This is a genomic window from Enterococcus sp. AMC1252 (genome assembly GCF_058216515.1).
The window spans coordinates 791,034-816,447 of sequence record NZ_CM177097.1; the positions used below are offsets into that span (position 1 = coordinate 791,034).

At 35.4% G+C, this 25,414-nt stretch carries 19 protein-coding genes and 1 other annotated feature; of the genes, 14 read left to right on the forward strand and 5 right to left on the reverse strand.

Annotated elements, in window-relative coordinates:
* Positions 1-102: 102 nt before the first annotated feature.
* A complete protein-coding gene (locus AC4BB5_RS03610; RefSeq protein WP_490458043.1) occupies positions 103-948 on the reverse strand; it encodes a helix-turn-helix domain-containing protein in 846 nt (281 codons plus the stop codon).
* Between the two features lie 447 nt (positions 949-1,395).
* On the opposite strand from AC4BB5_RS03610, the gene AC4BB5_RS03615 reads away from it, so the two are divergent.
* The 7 genes from AC4BB5_RS03615 (at position 1,396) to AC4BB5_RS03645 (ending at position 8,640) form a co-directional block, all read left to right on the forward strand.
* Positions 1,396-2,136: an acyl-ACP thioesterase domain-containing protein gene (locus tag AC4BB5_RS03615; RefSeq protein ID WP_490458044.1), complete on the forward strand. Its 741-nt coding sequence runs from the start codon at positions 1,396-1,398 to the stop codon at positions 2,134-2,136.
* 146 nt (positions 2,137-2,282) lie between these two features.
* A complete protein-coding gene (locus tag AC4BB5_RS03620; RefSeq protein WP_490458045.1) occupies positions 2,283-3,116 on the forward strand; it encodes a DUF72 domain-containing protein in 834 nt (277 codons plus the stop codon).
* Positions 3,117-3,149: 33 nt separating this feature from the next.
* Positions 3,150-3,989, forward strand: a complete 840-nt coding sequence (locus AC4BB5_RS03625; RefSeq protein WP_490458046.1) for a Cof-type HAD-IIB family hydrolase — start codon at positions 3,150-3,152, stop codon at positions 3,987-3,989.
* Positions 3,990-4,063: 74 nt separating this feature from the next.
* On the forward strand, positions 4,064-4,582 hold the full coding sequence (locus AC4BB5_RS03630) for a pyrophosphohydrolase domain-containing protein (protein WP_490458047.1): 519 nt from the start codon (positions 4,064-4,066) through the stop codon (positions 4,580-4,582).
* Between the two features lie 300 nt (positions 4,583-4,882).
* The gene (locus AC4BB5_RS03635) at positions 4,883-6,151 is read left to right on the forward strand and encodes a glycosyltransferase (RefSeq protein WP_490458048.1); all 1,269 of its coding nucleotides are present in this window, start codon (positions 4,883-4,885) and stop codon (positions 6,149-6,151) included.
* 121 nt (positions 6,152-6,272) lie between these two features.
* Positions 6,273-7,358, forward strand: a complete 1,086-nt coding sequence (gene wecB, locus AC4BB5_RS03640; protein ID WP_490458049.1) for a non-hydrolyzing UDP-N-acetylglucosamine 2-epimerase — start codon at positions 6,273-6,275, stop codon at positions 7,356-7,358.
* Between the two features lie 43 nt (positions 7,359-7,401).
* Positions 7,402-8,640, forward strand: a complete 1,239-nt coding sequence (locus AC4BB5_RS03645; protein WP_490458050.1) for a collagen binding domain-containing protein — start codon at positions 7,402-7,404, stop codon at positions 8,638-8,640.
* A 76-nt stretch (positions 8,641-8,716) separates the two neighbouring features.
* Here AC4BB5_RS03645 and AC4BB5_RS03650 read toward each other — a convergent pair whose 3' ends face one another.
* The 3 genes from AC4BB5_RS03650 to AC4BB5_RS03660 form a co-directional block, all read right to left on the reverse strand.
* Positions 8,717-10,300, reverse strand: a complete 1,584-nt coding sequence (locus tag AC4BB5_RS03650; RefSeq protein ID WP_490458051.1) for an ABC transporter — start codon at positions 10,298-10,300, stop codon at positions 8,717-8,719.
* Complete coding sequence (locus tag AC4BB5_RS03655; RefSeq protein ID WP_490458052.1) at positions 10,293-11,057, reverse strand: ABC transporter ATP-binding protein; 765 nt, start codon at positions 11,055-11,057, stop codon at positions 10,293-10,295. The genes AC4BB5_RS03650 and AC4BB5_RS03655 overlap by 8 nt, the downstream gene beginning before the upstream one ends.
* A 126-nt stretch (positions 11,058-11,183) precedes the next feature.
* On the reverse strand, positions 11,184-12,536 hold the full coding sequence (locus tag AC4BB5_RS03660; RefSeq protein WP_490458053.1) for an aspartate kinase: 1,353 nt from the start codon (positions 12,534-12,536) through the stop codon (positions 11,184-11,186).
* A 195-nt stretch (positions 12,537-12,731) separates the two neighbouring features.
* On the opposite strand from AC4BB5_RS03660, the gene AC4BB5_RS03665 reads away from it, so the two are divergent.
* From AC4BB5_RS03665 to AC4BB5_RS03695, 7 genes are all read left to right on the forward strand, one after another.
* Entirely contained in the window at positions 12,732-13,397 is a 666-nt protein-coding gene (locus AC4BB5_RS03665; RefSeq protein WP_490458054.1) for an HAD family hydrolase, read from the forward strand.
* Positions 13,398-13,626: 229 nt separating this feature from the next.
* The gene (ezrA, locus tag AC4BB5_RS03670; RefSeq protein ID WP_490458055.1) at positions 13,627-15,348 is read left to right on the forward strand and encodes a septation ring formation regulator EzrA; all 1,722 of its coding nucleotides are present in this window, start codon (positions 13,627-13,629) and stop codon (positions 15,346-15,348) included.
* Positions 15,349-15,469: 121 nt separating this feature from the next.
* Entirely contained in the window at positions 15,470-16,618 is a 1,149-nt protein-coding gene (locus tag AC4BB5_RS03675; RefSeq protein ID WP_490458056.1) for a cysteine desulfurase family protein, read from the forward strand.
* Positions 16,619-16,660: 42 nt separating this feature from the next.
* A complete protein-coding gene (thiI, locus tag AC4BB5_RS03680; RefSeq protein WP_490458057.1) occupies positions 16,661-17,866 on the forward strand; it encodes a tRNA uracil 4-sulfurtransferase ThiI in 1,206 nt (401 codons plus the stop codon).
* 155 nt (positions 17,867-18,021) lie between these two features.
* A complete protein-coding gene (locus AC4BB5_RS03685; RefSeq protein WP_490458058.1) occupies positions 18,022-18,675 on the forward strand; it encodes a redox-sensing transcriptional repressor Rex in 654 nt (217 codons plus the stop codon).
* A gap of 104 nt (positions 18,676-18,779) precedes the next feature.
* Positions 18,780-19,271 (forward strand): thiol peroxidase, encoded by a 492-nt coding sequence (tpx, locus tag AC4BB5_RS03690; RefSeq protein WP_490458059.1) that lies wholly within the window; start codon positions 18,780-18,782, stop codon positions 19,269-19,271.
* 44 nt (positions 19,272-19,315) lie between these two features.
* Positions 19,316-19,534: a binding site (T-box leader), on the forward strand.
* Positions 19,535-19,684: 150 nt separating this feature from the next.
* Complete coding sequence (locus AC4BB5_RS03695) at positions 19,685-22,330, forward strand: valine--tRNA ligase (protein WP_490458060.1); 2,646 nt, start codon at positions 19,685-19,687, stop codon at positions 22,328-22,330.
* A gap of 63 nt (positions 22,331-22,393) precedes the next feature.
* Here AC4BB5_RS03695 and AC4BB5_RS03700 read toward each other — a convergent pair whose 3' ends face one another.
* Positions 22,394-25,402, reverse strand: coding sequence for a BspA family leucine-rich repeat surface protein (locus AC4BB5_RS03700; protein WP_490458061.1), 3,009 nt, complete (start codon positions 25,400-25,402; stop codon positions 22,394-22,396).
* Positions 25,403-25,414 lie beyond the last annotated feature (12 nt).

Sequence of the window (25,414 nt, forward strand, 5' to 3'; positions counted from 1 at the left end):
TCTTAAAAAAAGAGCTGTATCTCATCTTACCAATAAAAAAAAGCTAGTTAAGAACATGGTGGATACATGGTCTTAACTGGCGATTCTACAATAACTATTGATCTAACGAGTCAATGTCTTCTCATCGTTAGCAATCACAGATAATAAATTTTGATTGTTATTAAAGGCAGCAAAAACTTTTGCACTATTAAAATCAGGAGCAAGTAATTCTGGTGACTTCATAAAGTCGTTAAAAGCTGCTTCATATGCTAAAAGATCTAGCATATATAGTGATTGATACGTTTGATTTAATAGCATTCCTTCAGAAGCTAAATCAAAAGCTGTTTCATAATTTTTGATCAATGAATAAAATTTTGCGGTATTGAAAAATACCTTAGTCGCTTCGATAGGCATTTTTATCGTCATTTTGTTTAACATATCGATCGATTTCTCATAATAAACCTGTGCTTTATCTAACTCATTAGCCATTTCATAGACAATCCCCAAACTATTGACGGAAAGAATGGCATAAATTGAATTTGAATCGCCAAGTTCATCAGCTCTGTAAAAATAAAATAAACTATCCGTAGTATTGTTGTAACCGAGTAAATTAGTGATACCCATAAAATAAAACCAGCGAACTTCCAGCTCTTTGTTTTGGAAGTCGGCAATGTCGATTGACGTGTCTTTTAGCAGTGAGTGAGCTTCTTTATGTTTGAATGTATTGCACAATTCTTCTACATTATTTAATAAAGAAGTCAGCTTCTTTTCGTCATTATCGTCTAAGACGCTTTCTAAACTAAGGTTTAATCTTTTGCATAGTGCATCAAGAATCTCAAGGCTATCACAGACATTTTTATTTTCAATGTTACTAACGGTTCCTTGTGTACAAATTCCAGCGGCTAAGGTCACTTGCGACAATTTTTTCTGTTTTCTTACTGTTCGGATGATGTCTCCTTTGATTCTCATATTTTTCCCCTCTATGTTTATGCATTATAGTTCTAGTTTTATATAATAGTATGGTATTATTCTTTTAGAATCAACTAATTTTTTGGAGGGATAGAGATGGAGACACTTTTGGATCTATTGAATGAAGTGCTTGGCTATGGCAACACTGGTCACGTATAGTGTGAAAAAATTAGTTAATAGAGTTTTTTTTTTGACAAATAGGTACGACTGGAAAACTTTTTAAAACAGGAGAATATAAACTTCTGTTTTGAAAAGTTTTTTTAAAAATATATATATAAAACAATTTAAATGTATAAAAAATATTTTTTTGGGTATATATTTTAGAAATGAGTCTAAGTAGCTTTAATTCGTTCAAATGAGTTTGGTTCATCATTATTTTTTTGTCATTGATTCAGCATCTTATGTTATAATTTAGACAGTTGAATAAGCAAAACAGGAGGAGATTCAGTGGCAAAAAAATTTACAACTCCATATGAAGTTGCCTACTACGATGGAGATATTACAAGAAAAATGACTATTCCCGCAATGTTGGCCGTTGTAATCAAAACTTCTGAAGAACAAAGCGATGCTTTAGACCGTGGTTCTGATTTTGTTGCATCATTTGGCCTAGGCTGGGTTATTACTAATTATGAGATCCATATCACGCGTTTACCTAAAGTTGGAGAAAGCATCTCTGTTACGACTCAAGCAATCGCGTATAATAAATATTTTTGTTATCGGAATTTTTGGATTCATGATGAAAAAGGAAACGAATGCGTGCTAATCAAATCTACTTTTGTTTTGATGGATACAAAAAATCGTAAAATGAGCAGTGTTCTTCCTGAAATCATTGAGCCGTATGAAAGTGAAAAAATCAAGAAGATTTACCGTAGCGAAAAAATCGAAAAAGTAGAAAATGGTGATTTTTTACCTTATCGTGTACGTTACTTTGATATTGATGGAAATCAGCATGTTAATAATGCCATCTACTTCAATTGGTTGCTAGATGTGTTAGGCTATGACTTTTTAAGTACGCATGAACCGACATTTATCAATGTGAAATTTGATAAAGAAGTAGAATATGGTCAAGTAGTAGAGAGCCATTATGAAATGCTTGACAGTGAAGAAGGAAAAATAACCCGGCATGAAATTCGAATTGATGGTCAAACGTATTGCGAAGCAAATATGAAATGGAAAAAAAGTCAATAGACTTACAGAACCAGAGCAATTTTGGGACTAAGACAACTTTTTGTTTTGTCTTAGTCTTTTTTAGTATAAAATAATAGATAAATAATCATTTTAACTATATGTACGTAATAGTGGTTTGAATAAGAATAGAAAGGACAAAATATTCTATGATTCGTTTAGGTCTGACTTCTTTTAATGAACATGACAAGTTAACTGGAAAAAAGCGTTCTACTTTATATGAATATGCAGGTTACTTACCCTTAGTTGAGATGGATACAGCATACTATGGTATTCCAAAGCAAGAGTCTGTTAGAGAATGGACTAAATCAGTCCCTGATGATTTTCGTTTTGTGATGAAAGTGTATAGTGGGATCAGCTGTCAAGGGGAATGGCAGCAGTATTATCAAAATGAAGAGGAAATGGTTCAAGCCTTTCTAACAAGTATGACCCCTATGAGCGAAAGTGGTAAACTCTTTGCATTCTTGATTCAATTTTCGGGAACGTTTGCCTGTACGAAAGAAAACGTTCAGTATTTGGAAAAAATTCGCCGTTGGTTTGCCGATTTCCCAATTGCGGTAGAATTACGAAATGGTTCATGGTACACAGCAAAATATATTAAACAAACATTGTCATTCATGAAAACAAATGAATTTTCATTAGTTGTGGTCGATGAGCCGCAAATTCCTACGAATCCAGTGCCATTTTTTCCTTATGTGACGAATGATCAATTTGTACTATTTCGATTTCATGGACGTAATGCTGCGGGATGGATGGCAAATGACAAAGATTGGCGTAAAAAGCGCACCTTATATCGTTATAATAAAGAAGAAATTACAGATTTAAGTGAAGCTGTGGAAAAATTATCTTGTGAGGCTAAAGAAGTTGGTGTGATTTTTAACAATAATTCAGGCGGAGATGCGGCAGGCAACTTACTAGAAATGAAAGCAGCGTTGAAACTGGAATATGAGAATTTGAACCCAAAACAAATGGGATTGTTTTAAACAGAACTTACGGTTACTAAAGAAAGGATTCCAATGATTAAAGCTATTTTTTTTGATATCGACGGTACTTTGGTGAATAAAAACAGCAAAGCATTGGCGTCGACTAAAAAAGCGATTGCCCGAGCGCAGGCACAAGGAATTATTTGTGGAGTCGCAACAGGACGAGGTCCAGTTCATTTAAGCCAACAAATTGATGAATTGAATTTAGATGTTTTTGTTACCTACAATGGTCAATTAGTTTATACGAAGGAAGAAACGATTCGATCAGTACACTTTTCTGATGAAACGCTAAAAAGAATTATTTCATTTTCTGATGATTATCACCGGCAGATCATGTTTGGCTCAAGACATAGTCTAGAAGGGAGTTCACTGATGCGCTTTGGTCAGAACAAGTGGGCTAAAAAAATTGTACATTTTTTGCCTAAACATTTTCCTGCAACTTTTGTTAAAAATTTAATCAGCCGCTTTTCAATTCATAGAAAAGCACAACGCTATTTTGATCTTGACATATTGAAAGAGCCAATTTATCAATGTGTTCTTTTGAGCCCGAAATCAGAGGAAAAAACTTTAAAGGAACAATTGCCAAATTGTCATATAACGCGCTCAAATCCATATACAGTGGATATTATTCCTGCTGGTGGTTCAAAGTTAGTTGGGATTCAAAAATGTATTGAGCATTTTGGTATTTCATTAGATGAGGTGATGGCGTTTGGCGATAGCTGGAATGATATAGACATGTTGGCAGGTGTCGGTATTGGTATAGCTATGGGAAATGCAGAAAAAGAAGTAAAGACAGTGGCAAATTACGTGACTGCAACTAATGAAAAAGAAGGAATATATCAAGCGTTGCTGTATTATAATATTATTGAGTAATTTTTTTAAAATGATGAACTTTCCCTGTTTTTCAGTCAAGATAGGCTGAATTTTTTAACCCTAGGAGGAACCTAATGAAAATCGATAATCCATTTGAAAAGACAGAAGCGTTTCACGAAAAATTTGACAATAGAAGACCTAAGATTCCAACGCCATTTTCTGCGAAACAAGCATCAGATAGAGCCGGTTTTAAAGTAGAAGAATTGGTTGAATTTCTCTATGGATCAGCCAATAATAATCCCATTGTTTTTAAAGAGTTAGTAGACCAATTGAAAAAATCTGTTGATCAGGCAGAAGAAAAAGTACTTAACAAAAAAAAGAAAGTAGCAGACCCTTTGGTGGAACAAGTAGATGCTCTGATTGACATTTTATATTTTACGTACGGTTCATTTTCATTATTAGGTGTTGATCCGACTGAGATATTTTCAATTGTTCATGAGGCAAACATGGGGAAAATATTTCCAGATGGAAAACCGCACTACCACCCAGTCACGCATAAGGTGTTAAAACCAGATAATTGGGAAGCAGATTTTGCGCCTGAGCCAAAAATAAAAGAAGAAATCGAACGTCAATGTAAAGCGAATGAAAAATAATAAAACTAAAAATTATAACCCAAAACAGAACGTTAACCGTTCTGTTTTGGGTTATTTTAGTATAAAATGCCGAAAATATTTAATATTTTTTCTCATTATTTTAGTATTTACGCTAATAATATGATAAAACATACATGTTTTATATGATAACATACATATAGTCGACTTAAAAAAACATAATATTCGTATAAAATTACGGAAGACAATGGTTGTTAGTGTGTAACATATTATACGATCAATCACTTGTGAAGAAACAAGCATATTGAAACCTTTTAAAATAAAAAAGAAAGGTGGGAAAAAATGGACGTTATTTACTTTATCTCAATGGTTTCAATTAGTATTTACTACGTCTATATCACAATTATCAAGAATGCAGATGAAGTTTATATAGAAAAGCTTTTTAAACCAGAATATAAAAAAATGCATTATGCTGTGATTGTTCCTTGTTTTAATGAGGAGAAAGTTATTAAAGAAACCCTTCTTTCGTTATTACATTTTTCTACACCTAATTTAACGATTTACGTTGTAGATGATGATTCAACTGATGATACATTAAAAGTTATAAACGGAATCTCAGATCCTAGGATTAAAGTAATTAAAAAAAAGCAACCAGATGCTCAAAAAGGAAAAGGTCATTCATTAAATTATGCATACAGAATCATTCTTCAAGAGTATCGCTCTATTGATTCAGAACAGGTTATTGTCACAGTTTTAGATGCAGATGGTTTTTTATGTAAGGATGCTTTCATTATAGCAGATCGAATTTTTAGCCATGCCGACATTCATGGTATACAAGCAAGAGTACGAATTATCAATAATTATAAAAATGGAAACTGGCTGACATTACTTCAAGATATTGAATTCTATGAAGTAATTGGGAGTATCCAAAAGCTTAGGATGAAGACAAAAACCGTTGGACTTGGTGGAAATGGTCAATTTACAAGATTATCTGTTCTAGAAAAATTTGCTGGAATTCCTTGGAGTGACTGTTTACTTGAAGATTATGATTTAACGATTCGTTTGTTACTGAATAATGAACGAATTGTATACACTGATCGACTGGTCATATACCAACAAGGAGTGACGAGCTACAAGAGCTATATCAAACAACGAAGTCGTTGGATTCAAGGAAGTCTTCAGTGTCACTCATATATGTTTCGCATATTAAAAAGCGCTTCACTATCAAAAATCGGTAAACTAGAAATGGTCTATTTTTTACTGCAGCCTTATTATAATTTGGTTAATAGTATCATTCTATTGATCTCAATGAAATTGTTGAGCCAATCGTTAGTAGAAGGAATAACAGCTAAATCAGTGATAACAATTGTGTTAATGACACTTATTACAATCTACCCAGGATTGTCATTTGCTAAAAGGTATGTCAAAGAAACGCAAAATATTGAAATAATCGAAAATTCTCCTAAATCTCGAAGCTATCTAGGAGGAATGCTTATGTATATCTACATTTTTTTAACAATTCCAAGTATTATTTTAGCATTCACTAGACAATTAACTGGGAAAAAGTCTTGGATAAAAACACAGAGAGAAGAGAATGTTTACAATGAATGAACTCAACCGTTTGTTTGATGAACGATTGTTTTCAATCTTGCCGCTTATTGTTATCGTAATAAGTATGATTTTCGGTAAAATTTTAGGTGTTTTTCTAGATAGGATAAATAGGAGGTCACAAATGAAACACTACATGATCGTTTTTGGGACCAGACCAGAATTAATAAAGATGTTCCCACTTATTAAAGAGTGTCAGAACCATCCGAAACAAATAAAACTAACCATCGTCAATACTGGACAACAAAAGGAAATGGTCGATATTCTTTTAAAAGAATGGAATATTAAACCACAATATGATTTAGAAGTTATGAAACATAAACAAACGTTAATTGAGCTGAACATCAATATCATGAGTGCTTTAGGACCTGTTATGAAAGAAGAAAACCCAGATGTAGTACTTGTTCATGGTGATACGACGACAGCTCTTATCACCAGTTTAGTAGCTTTTTATAAGCAAAAAAAAATAGCCCACATTGAGGCTGGACTTAGAACGGATAACAAGTATGCTCCATTTCCAGAAGAAATGAATCGGCAGTTGATCGATCGAGTCGCTGATTATTATTTCGTTCCAACACAAAGCAACAAAGATAATTTAAAAAAAGAAGGGATTCATTCGAGGATTGAGGTCACTGGCAATACAGGTATTGATACCTTAAGTTATCTAAACCTAGAGCGAACTATTGCCAATAATCAGTATCAAATACTGGTTACTATACACCGACGGGAACTGGATGAGGAAAAGTTAAGGAAAATTTGTGGAGTTTTGAGAAAAATAGCTGAAGAATATCCGAATGTTGTGATTAAATATCCCGTACACCTCAATCCTAAAATACGAAAAATAGTAGACTCTTTATTGTCTGATCAGGATAACATTGTTTTATCGGAACCGTTAAGTTATTTGGAATTCCAACAAGAAATGGTGAATAGCTTTGTAGTGGTTACAGATTCTGGCGGTATTCAAGAAGAAGCACCTTATTATCAAATACCTGTTTTGGTGGTTCGAGAAGTAACGGAACGTCATGAGGCAGTTGAAGCGGGTTTTTTAAAAGTTATTGGAACAGATGAACAGATACTTTACAAAAATATCGTTACTTTATTGGAAAACCAAGATGAATATGAAGCTATGCAGGTTGCGGGCTCTTCTCTTCCATTTGGAGATGGAAAAGCAGCGAAGAGAATCGTAAACTGTTTGCTGCAAGAAATATGATTATAAAAGGTTAATAAAAAAACTTAAAGAAGGAGGCTACTAAATGAAAAAGAAAGTTTTTGCTTTATCTGCGATTTTTCACCTAATTATTAGTGTCATTTTCCCGGCCTATTCTTATGCAAATGTGGATTATGGAGATCTCTATATTTCTAATCCAACAATTCTAAAGGGTGATAGTATCATTGATGAAAATACTGAAATCGATTACCATCAAAATGTTTCGTTAGCATACTCTTATAACATTCCAGATAATGTTCCAATTGTCTCTGGAGATACGATGAACTTAAGAATCCCAGAGAACACCATAATAGCTAACAGTTTTTCATATGATATTATTGCGGATGATGGAACATTGATCATGACGATCAGTGGCGATTCGGAATCCAATACTGCTATAGCAACATTCGGACCATTTTATGAATTGCATAAAGCAAATCGTCAAGGTGAGATACTCTTTTATGTACGTGGATCAACAAAGACGGAAAATGAAAATTGGGTCATGAATAAGGTCGGTTGGAACAGTGCTGATAATAATTCAGCTGTTTGGAATATAATCATTAATCCAGATTCGAAATATATTACGAATGTTATTTTGACAGATATTCTTGGAGACTTGCAGGAGTTTGATAGCGAATTTTTGATTCAAGCGGAACTTGGAACATACGACAAAGCAACACAATATTTTCAGCCGCTAGAGCCAATTGACCCATCTAAAATCAGTGCAACGAATGATGGATTCGTTGTTGATCTAGGTACACTGAACAATGCAGTAAGTTTAACCTATGTATCAAATAAATTAGATGATACAAATTTACCGTATAGAAATAAAGCTATTCTAGAAGCAGATGGTGAAGGAGATCCAGTAGTTATTGAAGCTGAAACTCCTGGAATCGGCGGTGGAGGAAGTGGGAGTGGAGATCCAGAGGAACTTGAACCAGAAGAATCTACCTCTGAAACAATTGATACTTCATCAAGCGAGTCTAGTATGATTGAAAGCACAACAACATCAAGTAGCAGCATTGAAAGCACAGAGCGTACGGAGGAATCGATGATTGATAGTGCAACTGAATCAAGCACATCAAAGCAAGACAATATTAGTAGTTTAGATTCAAGTACTGTGCCAACAGCGAATTCCGGTAAAGTAGAACAAAAAAAATCAAATAAGCTGCCGAATACGGGGTCTTTTAAATCAATGATCGGCTTGTCTGGTTATGTATTGATTTTGATCAGTATGACACTATTTTTAGTTAAATGGAAACGCCAGGATGAGAGTAAATTTTAAATGACGTAAAAATAGAGCGTGTGTGGATTTTCAACTTTTTTGAAAATTCACACACGCTCTTAAATAATATCCAGTTTTAATTGAATGAGTTCCAAAAGCTTTTTTTGAAATGTTGTATCCATAGAAAACTCACAATTATTATGATTGTCAAAACACTTAAATTGAGCGGCCAAAATGGCAAAGTCATTGCAGCAAAAGCATACGCTCCCAAAAGAATCAAGCTTACAAAAATTGATGCGAGCATTGTGAATACTAATCCGACACTTCCAGAACCACGAGTGAACAATTGATTGATATTTGTCCAATCTAATAAGATAAATCGATAATCTCTGGCAAAAAAGCGTAAACAAAGTAAATAGTTACCGAATAATGAACCAATCAACAAAATGACAATATACAAAATCGGTAATCGGAATAGAATACCTCCAAGTAAAGCAACACTACCAGTTAATACAGATTGAATGGTTAAACCCACTAAGAATTTTTGTTTCATATATTTAGACAATGAAATTGGTAAAGTCTGTATAAAATTAAAATTTTCTTGATCAAGAGAAATCATATTACTGATAAACGAAGTCTGATTGACTGTCATACAAGCTAGTGCAACTCCAGTTAAAAAGACTAAACCAATAAAACGATAATCAATATAACTTAAATCTAAAAAGCCGCCGATTGCAAATGTAATGATAAAAATCAATGGAATCAGTAAAGAATTTGATAAGACTTGCATAATCAAATTTGGTTCTTTCAATAATTGCGTATTGTAGTTTATAAGCAATTGATTCAAATTTTGATTAACCTTGTATTTCCGACGATTTACACCTTTAGCAGTTGTTGCATCAGTTAATTGTTCATAAAGTTTTGGCAAGATCAACACCTTGATAGCGAACATCAACAGTAGAAATAGCCCAATTAATCCGGCTAAACTAAGTAGTCCAGATACACTAAATGGTTTAGAGACAATATAAAATAAAGGAAGTAAAACATAGATGGGGTGACGATCCATTTGTCCTGTTTCCATATAAGAACTTTGCCCATTCATGAAAATAATCCCAACAATAGCAATTGTCATTGAAATACCCAGCAATAAACTAGTAACAAGCTTTTTGTGTTCTTTGAAAAACTTAGTTCTTGTTAAGCCAAAAACAATCAGACAACAAACAGCAAAGACCGTTGCTAAAACTAATAAAAAGAGCAGAATTGCTAAGATAATCGTGATTGGCAGAAAAATTCCAGACCGCCAACCTGTCAATAAAAATACGATAAACATTGGAAAAACAAACGGGGTAACAGTTAAGGTCACAACTAAAATTTTCGCTGTAAAAATCATGCTTTGGCGAAAGGGCAGAGGTAAATACGCTGGTAAATCTTGACTTTCAAAAAAGACATTATAAATAATTGAAATACCTTGTGAAAATGCCAAAATGCTAAATAACCCAACATAATAAGTGAAAAAACCTGGAGCTTGGCTAAAATCGATAAAAAACATTGTCATACCGTAGATGAACACAAACAAAACTCCAGATAGTAAATATTGATTAATTAGAGCCTTCGTCAATGCTTTGCCACTTTTGCCTTTTTTTCTAGCCCGATCTGTTACTTGGGGATTGGCGTAACGTAAGTTGACTCGTATTAATTCAAACAACTGTATTTTATTCATAAGTTTCACCTTCAATACGTTCTACTAGTTGCGTATTGGATTGACGTCCAGCCATTTTTAAGTAGATAGACTCTAAAGTTTCATCTGGAGACTGTGCCAATAAATCCTCGACAGAGCCATCATAAATGAGTTCACCTTTCTTTAAAATAGCTAAATGATCACATAATTGTTGAGCCGTATCTAATGCGTGAGTTGAGAATATTACAGTCTTTCCTTTAGCAGCATGAGCTTTCATCATTTCTTTTAAGTCAAAAGCAGCTTGAGGGTCTAATCCCTGCAAAGGCTCATCTAAAATCCAGATATCAGGGTCAGGCAGTAACGCACCGATTATAATCGTTTTTTGCCGCATTCCATGTGAGAAACTGGCTAATGTCTCATCTCGATGACTTATCATGTCGAATAACATAGTTAATTCATTTAAACGAGTTTGTTTTTGTGCTTCTTCAAGTTCGTAGGCAGCAGCAATCAAATCCCAATATTCGCCTGCTGTTAGCTGTAAAAAGATATCTGGAGTATCAGGAACATACGCAATTTTTTTCTTGATGGTCTGCCGATGCTCAGTTAATTCTAATCCGTCAACAGTAATTGAACCACTAGATGGTTGAATAATACTTACTAAACTTTTGATAGTAGTCGATTTACCTGCCCCGTTGTGGCCAAGGAAACCAAAAATCTCACCCTGTTGAATGCTCAAACTTAATTCCTTCAATGCCTCTTTTGTTCCGTAGTTTTTACTAACGTTCACTAACTTGATCATAATTATCCTACCTCTTTTTTATTGATTATTCTCATTATACGCTCACTATTTCAGGAAGAACATGTTTTCTATGAAAAAATACACAGGAACCCCTATTCAGACTTCACTGTGCATTTACTTTATGAGTTAACTTTCAAAAAAAGTTTGATACAATGCTTGAATCGCTTTTTTCTCTTGATCTTCACGAATCCCAAACATAATACTAACTTCAGAAGAACCTTGGTTGATCATTTCCAAGTTGATCTTATTAAAAGCTAAAGCAGCAGTACTATCCGCCATGACTCCAATTCTTTGACGCATGCCTTCACCAACAACCATTAACATAGACAAACCATGCGTGATACGCAACTCGTCAGGTTCAAGTTCAAGTTCTAAACGTTTCATTAATTCTTCTTCGATCTCAATCGTTAACTGACGTTCTCTTAATATGATCGAAATATCATCGATCCCAGAAGGCATATGTTCGTAACTAAGACCTAATTCTTCCAAAATTTGCAGCAGACGACGACCAAACCCTAACTCTCTATTCATTAAGTACTTGCTGATATAGATACTGGCAAAGCCTTGGTCACTAGCAATTCCAACAACTGGATCATGTTTTATCGTTCTAGAAGTTGTGATCAAGGTTCCAGGATGTTGAGGATTATTCGTATTTTTGATAACTACTGGAATATGGGCCCGATAAGCCGGCATCAAAGCTTCATCATGAAGCACAGCAAAGCCGGCATAGGCTAATTCCCGCATTTCCCGATAAGTTAGTTCTTTGATTGTTTTTGGCTCGTGAACAATACCAGGATGAGCAACAAAAATACCGTTGACGTCTGTAAAATTTTCGTAGATGTCCGCTTCTACACCTGCTGCAACGATCGACCCTGTGATGTCAGAGCCTCCTCTAGAAAATGTACAAATATCACCTGCTTCTGTAAAGCCAAAAAAGCCGGGAATCACCAAGATTTCTTCTGTTTCCTTAAACTGGTTGATCTTGCCAGAAGAAGAGGGTAAAATACGGGCATTACCAGGTTCATCAGACACGATGATCCCAAGATCTTTTGGATTTTTATAACGAGCATTCAAGCCGCGCTGTTGGAAAAAAGAAGCAACTAGTTTGGCATTATTATCTTCACCACTAGCTAAAAAAGCATCAAAAAGATGAGGGTTATCTTCTTTAGGTAAAGTTGCCAAATGTTGAATTGCTTGTTGGATATTGCTTAAAACTTCTTTATTAAGCGTTAATTCATCCAAAATCGCTTCATAACGATCAACGATTTTTCCGATGATCTCGGTTGTATTTTCATTATTTAAATAAGCATTATAGTAAGTAATAAGTAAATCCGTGACTTTGATGTCATCTGAAGAACGCTTACCAGGAGCTGAAACAACAACAAACTTTCGTGAAGCGTCTTCTTTTACGATTTGTAAAACTTTCTCTAACTGTGCAGCAGAAGCTAATGAGCTGCCTCCAAATTTTGTGACTTTCACTTTTTTCACTCCTAATTTTAATAGATTTTTCATTATAATAGTAAAAGAATACCGAAATATGGACTGAAAAGCAACTGCAAAAGTGACAATTATTCGATCTTTTCAGTTATTTTCCAACAAATTTCTTCATTTTTTTTCAAACATTTGTTAGACTAGTAGAGCTGAATAAGAATAGTCAAATAAAGGAGCGCCAAAATGACGCAAAGATATGAAGGAATTATTTTCGATATGGACGGCGTGTTGGTCGATAGTGAAGAGTTTTATTATCAACGTAGAAAAGCATTTTTAAAAGAATACGATCTAACAATCGAGCAGATTCCAATATCATTATTTATTGGAGCAGATATGCGGAGTTTATGGGAGACGATTCTTGAAGTTAATGATACAATCTATGATGAGAGTTTTTTAAGTGAAAAATATCATCAATACAAAGAGGAACATCCAATTGATTACAATAATCTGATTGATCCAGATGCAAAACGGGTCTTGCAGTTTTTTAAAAGAAAGGGTTATAAAATTGCTTTGGCTTCTTCTTCTAAGACAGATGTGATTCAAGAAGTATTGAAAATCGGGCAATTAACTAGCTATTTTGATGTGATCGTAAGTGGTACACAATTTAAACAAAGTAAACCGGCACCTGAAATTTATGAGTATACAGCGCAAGAATTAGGCGTAGAGCCAGCCAAATGCCTAGCAATTGAAGATTCTGAAAAAGGGATTCGCTCCGCTCATGATGCTGGTACAGCTGTCTGGGCCTTGAAAGATACACGTTTTGGAATGGATCAGCAATTAGCAGATGCGCAGTTGGAGACGTTGAGTGATGTGTGCAAAAAGTTGCAAACGATTGAGAATGTCGGTTAAACTGACTAATAGGCGGAATAGTTTTGTTACAATATTACAAAGTCAAAACATTTCTTAAAAAAATACAATTAGTTAGTGCTTGATTGACGGGTTTGTGATATAATTTTCTGTAGGTGTTTTTAAGAAAAATTAAGTAGATAAGAGAATATTGCGACCGCAGATAAAGGTGTTTTTGTTATTTACCGGCTGTTGCATATCATATATGGACTAATAAACGGAGGAACCATGAATGAAGAATAATCTGATCATTATCGTAGTTTTAGCTATAATAATCATCGCAGCAGTTTTGTATTTAGTTGGTTATTTTATGAGAAAGAAAAATCAAATGAAACTCGATGATCTGGAAAAGAGGAAAGAAGAGCTGTTCGACTTGCCAGTGATCGAAGAGGTCGATGATGTCAAAAAAATGCACATGGTCGGGCAAAGTCAGAACACGTTTAGAGAATGGAATCAGCGTTGGACCGAGATTTCTACTCGTTCTTTTGCAGAGCTAGAAAGTCAGATTTTTGAAGTGGAAAATTTAAATGAAACCTTCCGTTTTATGAAAGCGAAAAAAGCAGTTGCTGAAGCTGATCAAACGATGACTGAGATGGAATCAGAAGTTGAGATCATCCGTAATGGTTTGAAAGAACTACGTGAAAGTGAAGAACGTAACTCACTTGAAGTTCAAAAAGCATTGGATGTTTACGAAGAAATCAGTAAATTACTTCATGATGAAAAATCAGAATTTGGTTCAGCTTATCCAGAATTACAAAAACAAATCAAAAATATCGAAATTGAATTTACTCAGTTCGTAACATTGAATACATCAGGAGATCCGATCGAAGCTCGTGAAGTTTTAGAAAATGCTGAACGTCATACCTATGAGTTAGACGATGTAATGAAACGCATTCCACCACTTTATGATGAATTGAACCGGACTTTCCCAGATCAATTAAAAGAGATCGAAGAAGGCTACAAACGTCTACTTGCCGATCATTATGTTTTCCCTGAAAAGAATTTTGAAGATGAATTAAGACGTGTTCAAAAACGCGTGAAAAATTCAACCGTCGATTTAGAGAAGACAGAAGTTGATGCAGTAGAAGTAGCTAATCGTGATACAGCCAATGCAATTGATGCATTATACGAAATCATGGAACGTGAAATCAATGCTAAGAAATATGTAATGACTAACCATAAAGTAGTTGGAGATTATATTGCGCATGCATTGAAAAATAATCGTCAATTGATGATCGAATTAGATCATACGTCTCAAAGTTATACTTTGAATCATAATGAGTTAGGACGTTCAAGAGGTTTCCAAACAGAAATCGAAGAGCTGATCCGTCGTTATGAAGATTTCGAACCAAAATTAAAAGAGCATACGATTCCTTTTTCTGAAGTTCAAGCGTTCTTTAAAGACTGCTATAAAATCTTAGATGACATTGAAAATCAACAAGTTGAAATCGATGACTCATTAAAAGAATTACGCAAAGGCGAAAAAGTTGCCCAAGAGAAAGTCGATCAGTACGATTTCCGTTTACGTAATATCAAACGTTATGTTGAAAAACAACGTTTACCTGGATTACCAGCTGATTACTTAGAATTTTTCTTCGTAGCAACTGATCGTATTGAAGAATTAAGCAAGGCTTTAAACAGAATACGAATCAACATGGAAGAAATCAAAAAACTTTCTGATCTTTGTAACGAAGACTTAGAATTACTAGATAAGAAGACAAACGATTTAGTCAACTCTGCTGCATTGACAGAACAAATGATGCAATACGCTAATCGTTACCGCCATACACATGAAGCAATTCGTGTAGCGATGGAAAACAGTTTAGAACTATTCTCAAAAGAATACAGATATCAAGATGCTTTAGATGAAATTGGTACAGCACTTGAACGAGTGGAGCCAGGAGCATTTAGAAGAATTGAAGATTTTTATTTTAATAATCTTGGTGCGATATAGACAATTAAGGGTGAGACAAGCGTCTCACCTTTTTATTTTGATTAATTCTGTTCGTTTGGTTGAACTGCAAAAGTAGAAAGTATATAATAGGAAAGAATTTCAAAAGAAGAAGGTTTTTTAGATGATATATTTTGATAACAGTGCAACAACACCGATTTATCCTCAAGCTTTAGATACATATATAAAAGTGAGCCAACGAATTATTGGTAATCCATCTAGTTTACATGATCTAGGTAATCAAGCTAGCCGTTTATTGGAACAAGCACGTAAGCAAATTGCTGATCTGATTCAAGTGAAATCAAATGAGATTTATTTTACTAGTGGAGGAACAGAGGGCGATAATTGGGTTTTAAAAGGCACTGCTTTAGAAAAAAAAACATTTGGTCGTCATATCATTATTTCAGATATTGAGCATCCAGCTGTTTCTGAAACAGCAAGCCAGTTAGCAGAGAATGGTTTTGAAATTTCAATCGCGCCTGTTGATGAACGTGGGTTTGTGAAAGTAGATGAATTAGCTAAGTTGATTCGTAAAGATACAATTCTTGTTTCGATCATGGCTGTTAATAATGAAATAGGCTCGATTCAACCTATTCAAGCTATTAGTGATTGTTTAGAAGATTATCCAACCATTCATTTCCATGTAGATGCGGTACAAGCAATCAGCAAAGTTAGACAAGAGCAATGGCTGACACCTCGTGTGGATTTCGCTACATTTTCTGCTCATAAATTTCATGGACCAAGAGGTGTTGGTTTTATTTATTGGAAACATGGTCGTAAACTGCAACCTTTGCTACAGGGTGGCGGTCAAGAAAATGGTCAAAGAAGTAGTACTGAAAATGTTGCTGGGATTGTCTCTATGGCTAAAGCGCTACGCTTATATATGGATAAAAAAGCAGAAAAACCTGAGCATACTGCAACTATTAGACGCTACCTGATCGAAGCATTACAGGAGTATACTAACGTTACAGTATTTTCAAAAGAAACACCTGACTTTGCACCTCATATTTTATGTTTTGCATTAAAAGGGATTCGTGGAGAAGTCTTGGTTCATGCTTTAGAAGAAAAACAAATCTATACATCAACAACTAGCGCCTGCTCTAGCCGTAAAAAATTATCCAGCAGTACTTTACATGCAATGAAAGTTCCAGATTCCTTAGCAACATCAGCTATCAGGGTCAGCTTAGATGAAAGTAATACTATTGCAGAAGCAGAGCAATTTATGATTATTTTTAATCAGCTATATAAAAAATTCTTGGTATTAAATAGTTAAATGAATCAAAAAATCAAGCTCACAGAAAAGGATTGAAACATTTTGAAATATACTGAAATCATGGTTCGCTATGGTGAACTTTCAACTAAAGGAAAAAATAGAAAATCATTTATTTCCCAATTAGCCCAAAACGTTAAAAGAGTACTTGGCGATTTTCCAGCTGTTAAAATCCACGCTGACCGAGATCGGATGCATTTATTGCTAAATGGTGAAGACAGCGTCCAAATTTTGCCTAAATTAGAAAAAGTCTTCGGCATCCAAAACTTTTCTCCAAGTGTTCGTGTAGAAAAAACAATGCCTGCAATTCGAGAAATGGTTCAAACCATCATCAAGTCTGCTTATCAGCCAGGTCAAACGTTTAAAATAACTTCCAAACGTTCTGATCATGATTTTGAATTGGATTCAAATGAATTGAATCGTGAGTTGGGTGGAGCTGTTTTTGAAGTTTATCCTAATATTTCGGTACAAATGAAGAAACCAGATATTGATATTCGTGTCGAAATACGCAAAGAAGGTGCCTACCTTTCCTATGAAACAATCCGCGGTGCTGGTGGATTACCAGTTGGGACTAGCGGTCGTGGTATGTTAATGCTGTCTGGGGGAATCGATTCACCTGTTGCAGGCTATTTATCGATGAAACGAGGTGTGGAAGTAGAGGCTGTTCATTTTGCTAGTCCGCCATATACAAGTGAACAAGCGTTACAAAAAGCCAAAGATTTAGCTGCTAAAATTGCACCTTATTCGGGGAGTATCCAGTTTATCGAAGTGCCTTTTACTGAAATCCAAGAAGAAATCAAACGAGTTGTACCGGAAGGTTATCTGATGACTGTGACACGTCGAATGATGTTGCGTTTGACTGATGCGATTCGGGAGTCTAGAAAAGGTTTAGTCATCATCAATGGAGAATCATTGGGACAAGTTGCTTCACAAACATTACAAAGCATGGTAGCAATCAATGAAGTAACCACAACCCCAATCATTCGTCCAGTTGTCTCGATGGATAAAGGCGAGATTATTGAGATTGCTGAAAAAATAGACACTTTTGAATTGGCTATCCAACCATTTGAAGATTGCTGTACGATTTTTGCACCACCTCAGCCAAAAACGAGACCAAAATTGGACAAAGCGCAAGCCTATGAAGCTCGATTAGATATAGAAGGATTAATGGCTCGATCAATGGCTGGTTTGAAAGTTAGTGAAATAACTGAAGAAAATCAGCAAGACGAAGAATTTTCTGATTTTCTATAAAAGTTGAAAGAACAGACTTGATAACGCTATCGAATCTGTTCTTTTTTATTTATTAGGTTTTTTTAATATCTGCTACTTTTTTCACAAACAAGTTGCTGAGTATCTTGAAGCATGCTAAACTGTATATGTGAAGTAAGTAACAAGGAGGTTGGAAAATGAAAGAATTACATAAAGAAAAAACGATGCCAAAAGCCACAGCAAGGCGATTGCCATTGTACTTACGCTATTTGAAAATGTTAGGAGATTCAGGTATAACAAGAATTAAGTCCAAAGAATTTAGTGATATTATCCAAGTACCACCAGCTACGATTCGTCGTGATTTTTCACATTTAGGTGAATTGGGGCGCAGTGGTTATGGTTATGATGTCCCTTACTTGATTGAGGTATTCAGCCATATTTTGAATACCCAAGAAGAAAAACGTATTGCATTGATTGGTTGTGGTAATTTAGGCAAAGCGCTGGTCAAAAATAATTTTCGAAGAAATGAAAACTTGAATATTGTTTGTGCATTTGATATCGGAGAAGAACTTGTTGGGTTATCAGTTGACGACATAGTTATTCAACCAATGGAAAATTTAGCTGAAGAAGTTAAAAAAACAGGTGTGACAGTTGCAATCTCAACTGTACCAAGCCAATTCGCACAAGAGGCGATTGATAAAATCGTTGATGCTGGTATTACAGCGATTTTAAATTTTGCTCCAGATCGAGTGATTGTGCCGAACAATGTAAATGTTCAATACATCGATTTAACAACCGAGCTACAGACGCTGATTTATTTCGATGAAACGTTCTCACGTAAAAAAGCTTAGAAAGCAAGAACTTTGTCTTCTATCGTTCCTTCATCTATACTTAAGAAAGAATGTTTAGCTTTGATAGCTAAATTGCTACATTTTTAAATTTAGGAGGGTAACTAATGAAAGTAACAAAAAAAGGTGAAGAAGTAGAAATAATTGGAGTACAACCTGAAGTTGGAGTGAAAGCTCCAGATTTTTCGTTAAAGAATTTAAATGACGAGGTCGTAAATTTATCTGATTTTACTGGAAAACCAGTTTTGATCAGTGTGGTTCCAGATATCGATACTAGAATTTGTTCATTGCAAACAAAACGTTTCAATGAGGAAGCAGCAAAAGTTGAAGGTGTAAAATTTATCACGATTTCTAATAACACAAAAGATGAACAAGCAAATTGGTGTGCAGCTGAAGGTGTAGATATGGAAATTTTACATGATACTGAAGGAACATTCGGCGAAGCATACGGCTTATTCATTCCTGAAATGGGACGATTAGCTCGTGGGATTTTTGTGATTGATAAAGAAGGTAACATTATTTATGAAGCAATTTCTAAAGAAATTGCAGAAGAGCCAGATTACACTACAGCTTTAGATCAGGTAAAAGCGGCGCGCTGATTTTTTTCAAATTGACTTATATTCAACATCAATGTTAAAATGAACGAAAGACTATGATCAAGAGGAGTATTGCTGGTATCGTTATAGAGAGAAAGTCACTAGGTGGAAGATTTTCACATAGCCAGTAAGAAGGTAGCTTGTGAGTCAATGATTTGAATGTAGTAGAATGATTCGAGTAGTGATCGTTACCTCACGAATGAAGCGGTGTCTGGATCGTCAGACACAATTTAGGTGGTACCGCGTACAGAGTTTACGCCCTAAAATACGAAAGTATTTTAGGGCTTTTTACATGTTCATCACAGATTGTGAAGCAATCTTATGTTGAACAGTCAAGGCGACTGATTAAGAAGCGTTGTCACCTTAGTATGTCGCTTCACCATTCATTTAAATTAAAATGGAAAGAAGGAATCTACATGACAGAAGAAAAAAATCTGCCAACTAAATACCAACCCACAGAAGTAGAACAAGGCCGTTACCAAAAATGGCTAGATCAAGAGTTATTCAAGCCAAATGGCAACAAAGAAGCAAGACCCTATTCAATCGTGATTCCACCACCTAATGTTACGGGTAAACTGCACTTAGGTCATGCCTGGGATACAACGTTACAAGATATGATCATCCGTCAAAAAAGAATGCAAGGCTTTGATACATTATGGTTACCGGGAATGGATCATGCTGGGATTGCAACACAAGCAAAAGTTGAAGAAAAGTTAGCAGAACAAGACATTTCCCGTTACGATTTAGGCCGTGAAAAGTTTGTAGAACAAGTCTGGGATTGGAAAGAAGAGTATGCTTCTCATATCCGTGAGCAATGGGCGAAAATGGGTCTTTCTTTAGATTATAGCCGTGAACGTTTTACTTTAGATGATGGGTTATCTCAAGCTGTCCGCAAAGTCTTCGTTTCGTTATATGAAAAAGATCTGATCTATCGAGGCGAATACATCATTAACTGGGATCCAAAAGCTAAAACGGCGTTATCTGATATCGAAGTTATCCACAAAGATATCGAAGGCGCATTTTATCATATGAGTTATCCACTGACAGATGGAACAGGAGTTGTGGAAATCGCAACAACACGTCCTGAAACAATGTTAGGGGATACTGCGATTGCTGTTCATCCGGAAGATGAACGTTATCAAGCCTTGATCGGCAAAACGGTCACATTACCCTTAGTAGACAAAGAAATCCCGATCATTGCCGATGAGTATGTAGATATGGAATTTGGAACAGGGGTAGTGAAAATTACGCCAGCTCACGATCCAAATGACTTTGAAGTTGGTAATCGTCACGATCTACCTCGTGTGAATGTAATGAATGAAGACGGTTCTATGAATGATTTGGCTGGCAAATATGCGGGAATGGACCGTTTTGCAGCTCGTAAATTAATTGTATCTGACCTAAAAGAAATGGGTCGTTTAATTAAAATTGAAACGATGAATCACAGTGTGGGACATTCAGAACGTACGGGTGTTGTTGTTGAACCTCGTTTATCCACACAATGGTTCGTTAAAATGGCGCCACTTGCTGAAAAAGCAATTAAAAATCAAGATACTGACGATGCGGTAGAATTTTATCCACCACGTTTTAACCAAACTTTCTTACGTTGGATGGAAAATGTCCATGACTGGGTAATCTCACGTCAGTTATGGTGGGGACATCAAATTCCTGCTTGGTACCACAAAGAAACGGGTGAAATGTACGTTGGCATGGAAGCACCAGCTGATGCAGAAAATTGGACCCAAGATTCTGATGTATTAGATACATGGTTTAGTTCAGCATTATGGCCATTTTCAACAATGGGTTGGCCAGATGAGGAAGCGGCTGATTATCAGCGTTATTTCCCAACAAGCACATTAGTGACAGGCTATGATATCATCTTCTTTTGGGTTAGCCGTATGATGTTCCAAAGCTTGGAGTTTACGGGACAAGCCCCATTTAAAAATGTCTTAATGCATGGCTTGATCAGAGCAGAAGATGGACGTAAAATGAGTAAATCACTAGGAAACGGAATCGATCCGATGGAAGTCATCGATAAATATGGAGCAGATGCTTTACGCTGGTTTATGTCAAACGGTTCAACACCAGGACAAGATATGCGTTTCAGCTATGAAAAAATGGATGCGTCTTGGAACTTTATCAATAAAATCTGGAATGCCAGCCGTTTTGTGATCATGAATGTTGAGGGTATGTCTTATGAAGATATCGATTTTAGTGGTGAAAAAACAGTAGCAGATCGTTGGATTTTAACACGTCTAAATGAAACAGTTGCTCGTGTTACGGATTTATTTGATCGCTTTGAATTTGGTGAAGCAGGCCGCCAGTTGTATAACTTTATTTGGGATGATTTCTGTGACTGGTATATCGAAATGAGCAAAGAGATCCTCTACGGGGAAAATGAATCTGCAAAACAAACAACACGCAGCATTTTAGTGTATACACTAGACCAAATTTTACGTCTATTGCATCCAATTATGCCGTTTGTGACAGAAGAAATCTGGGAAAATATTCCTCATGAAGGTGTATCTCTTGTGGTCGCTGATTACCCAGTTGTTCACGAAGAGTTTTCAGATGAAACAGCCGCTCGTGGTATGGAAGTCTTAAAAGAAGTGATTCGTGCAGTTCGTAATATCCGTGCAGAAGTAAACACACCACTTTCAAAACCAATCACATTATTGATTAAAACAAGCGATGAAACGATTGATAAATTCTTGATCGAAAACACAAATTATATCGAGCGCTTCTGTAATCCAGAAGAGTTGACGATTGCAAGTGACATTATTGCGCCAGAATTAGCGATGTCAGCGGTTCTAACAGGAGCAGAACTATATCTGCCATTAGCTGGTTTGATCAATGTGGAAGAAGAAATAGCTCGTCTAGAGAAAGAGTTAGATAAATGGACACAAGAAGTCAAACGTGTTCAAGGGAAATTAGCGAATGAACGCTTTGTTTCTAATGCGCCGGACGATGTTGTAGAAGCCGAAAAGGCAAAAGAAAAAGATTATTTGGAGAAACAAGTGGTCGTGAAAGAACGAATAGCTCAGTTACGAACAGTGAATTAAATATAAAGAGGACATCAGAAAAAATCTGATGTCCTCTTTATATTTGTTAGCACTTTTATTTATTTAATTGGTCACAGTAACAGAAAAACGCTGAAGCTCGATACCCTCTTCATTTAAGACGGCTATCTCAACTTTATCTGTTGGAGATAAAATAGCTACACCTAACAAGTTAAAGGTTCCATCTTCGGTTATTTTTACTGTTTGTTGTCGTCTTCTGTTTACATACAAACGAACAGTAGCAACGGTTTTTCCGGTTACTTTACCCGTTATATAGGGTTCATCTACTTTGTATGGTGTTAGAGCCATTTCTATTACAGGTTCTTGAATCACCACTTTTTTGCGAGTAATTTCTTCCTCATAACGATAACCAACGATTTCTACTTCATCATCGAGATAGTCAACAAAACCTTCCACATCAAAACTAAATTTTCTCGTTGAGGATAATAATGTTCGTTCGATTTCTTCGCCATTGATGAGTAACGCTACATGGGTATGGAAATAATCCGTTTGTCCCGTGATAGTTGTATCTTCGTATAAAGTGTATGGAGCAACGCTTAAAGCGTAGGATTTTTCTTCTATTGTTACAGTTGCCCTTTCGATTTCTTTGTTTTTTCGATCCAATGCGATTACTTCGACTTTGTCAGTGTTTTTGGTGATCATGCCTTTTGTATCCAACTCGAAACTACCATCTCTATAGATTGTTGATGTAGTGACTACTTTATCATTTATGACTAGTTGAACTTTTTTAGCTGGTGAACTGAGTTCTAGGCTACCTGTTATCTCGTTGTCAATACCTAAGATGAAAGGATCAATCAACAATGAATTTTGCCCCAAAACAGTAACTGCGCTCGTTGCTTCAAAACCGCCATCCTCAGTTATAGCAGTAATCACAGCAGTTCCTTTTTTGATACCTTTGATTATACCTTCTGTTGAGACTGTTACTATAGTGTTATCGGAAGTTGTATAACTTATATTTTTATTATTAGCATTTAATGGTTTAATCTTGGTTTGTAATGTTACTTCGTCAGAAACGTTCAATTCTAAAGAACCTGGTGATAACTCAATGCCAGTTACTTTTGTATTGTTTTGATATTTTTCACGAACATATTTCCCAGGTTTAGTTCCGTCGTAATTTGACATCAACTCTTGGCTGTTAGAATATCTATTTTGAATATCTGTAGAAGCTAACATCCAACTCCCAGTGTATAGCTCATCTTTTTTCTCTGGTAAGTCAGAATTGTTAATCAAATTATGTTCTCCTAAAACTATAGTATCTAAAGAATTTGAAGAAAGAAACATTCCATCAACATTACTAGTTTTCCATTTGCTGATATCTAAATAGGTCAAACCGCTAGCCAAAAACATGTTAATCATATCTTTCACGTTATTGGTATCCCAATTACTTACATCAATCGATTTCAAGTTGCTAGTATAAGCGAACGTAAGAGTCATATCTGTTACATTACTAGTATTCCATCGACTTACATCAAGTGTTGTTAAGCTACTTGCACAATCAAACACGGATCGCATATTTTTCACGTTGCTAGTATTCCATCGACTTACATCAAGTGTTGTTAAGCTACTTGCAGATTCAAATACGGATCGCATATTTTTCACGTTGCTAGTATTCCATTGACTTACATCAAGAAATTCCAATTTAGATGTCTGAGAAAACATATCAGACATATTTTTCACGTTATCGGTGTTCCATCGACTTACATCAAGTGCTTTTAAGCTACTAGCAGAGGTAAACATAGTAGCCATATCTGTTACATTGCTGGTATCCCAATTACTTACATCAAGTGCTGTTAAATTTCCAGTATGAGCAAATAATCCAGACATATCTGTTACATTACTAGTGTTCCAATTGCTTATGTCAAGAGTGGTCAGACTTTTTGTTTCACGAAAGATACCAGACATATTAGTGACCTGGTTGGTATTCCAATTACTCACATCAAGAGCTAGCAAGTTATGAGCACCATCAAAAAGGTCAGACATATTTGTTACATTGGCAGTGTTCCATGAACTAACGTCAAGAGTCGATAAATTACTTGCGTAGAAAAACATGTAAGACATGTCTGTTACATTGCTAGTATTCCAATTACTCACATCAAGAGTGGTTAAGCTATTTACTTGACGGAACATGTGTGACATATTATTTACACTACTAACGTCCCAAGTACTCACGTCAAGAATTGATAAACTACTTGTGTCGCAAAACATTAAAGACATGTCTGTTACATTGCTAGTATTCCAATTACCCACATCAAGAGTGGTTAAGCTACTTGCGTAGAAAAACATGTAAGACATGTCTGTTACATTGCTAGTATTCCAATTACCCACATCAAGAGTTGATAAACTACTTGTGTCGTAAAACATTAAAGACATGTCTGTTACATTGCTAGTATTCCAATTACTCACATCAAGAGTGGTTAAATGTTTTGCTCCCCGGAACATACTATGCATACTTTTTACTTGGCTAGTGTCCCATTTATTTAGATCAAGCTTTGTCATACTGGTTGTATATATAAACATGGAAGACATATCTGTTACATTGCGTGTGTCCCATCCGCTAACATCTAAAGTTTTTAAATTGCTTGTACTAGCAAACATCCCAGCCATATTTGTTACACTACTGACAGTGAGAAAATTTAAATTTTCAATAGACTCTAATTCACTTAGATTGTAAAATAAAAAACGTGAATCTGTGCTTGCTATAACTGGTTTTGTAAATGTTATATGCTTAATCTTTTTTCCTTCCAGAATAGTGGAGTTTTCAATATTATCTACAATAGTTGTTATATAGTTTTCATTTGGAAACTCTCCTTCTCCAAATACTATCGTTTGTGTTTGTGCTTCCCAATTCCATGGAACAGTTCCATAAGTGCCCGAAGACTTCTCTTTCTTGTCCTCAATAGCCTTTATTTCTGTGAATGTATCTTTTTCTTGTGGTTCAGTCAACTCATTAGAAGTTACGTTTTTCTCTTCTGCTAGAACCAAAGAAGACTGTATACCAAGTCCTAAAATCAATCCTGTCAATAAAAAAACTATGATTGGTTGCTTTTTTTTCATAGGGCCTCCCTT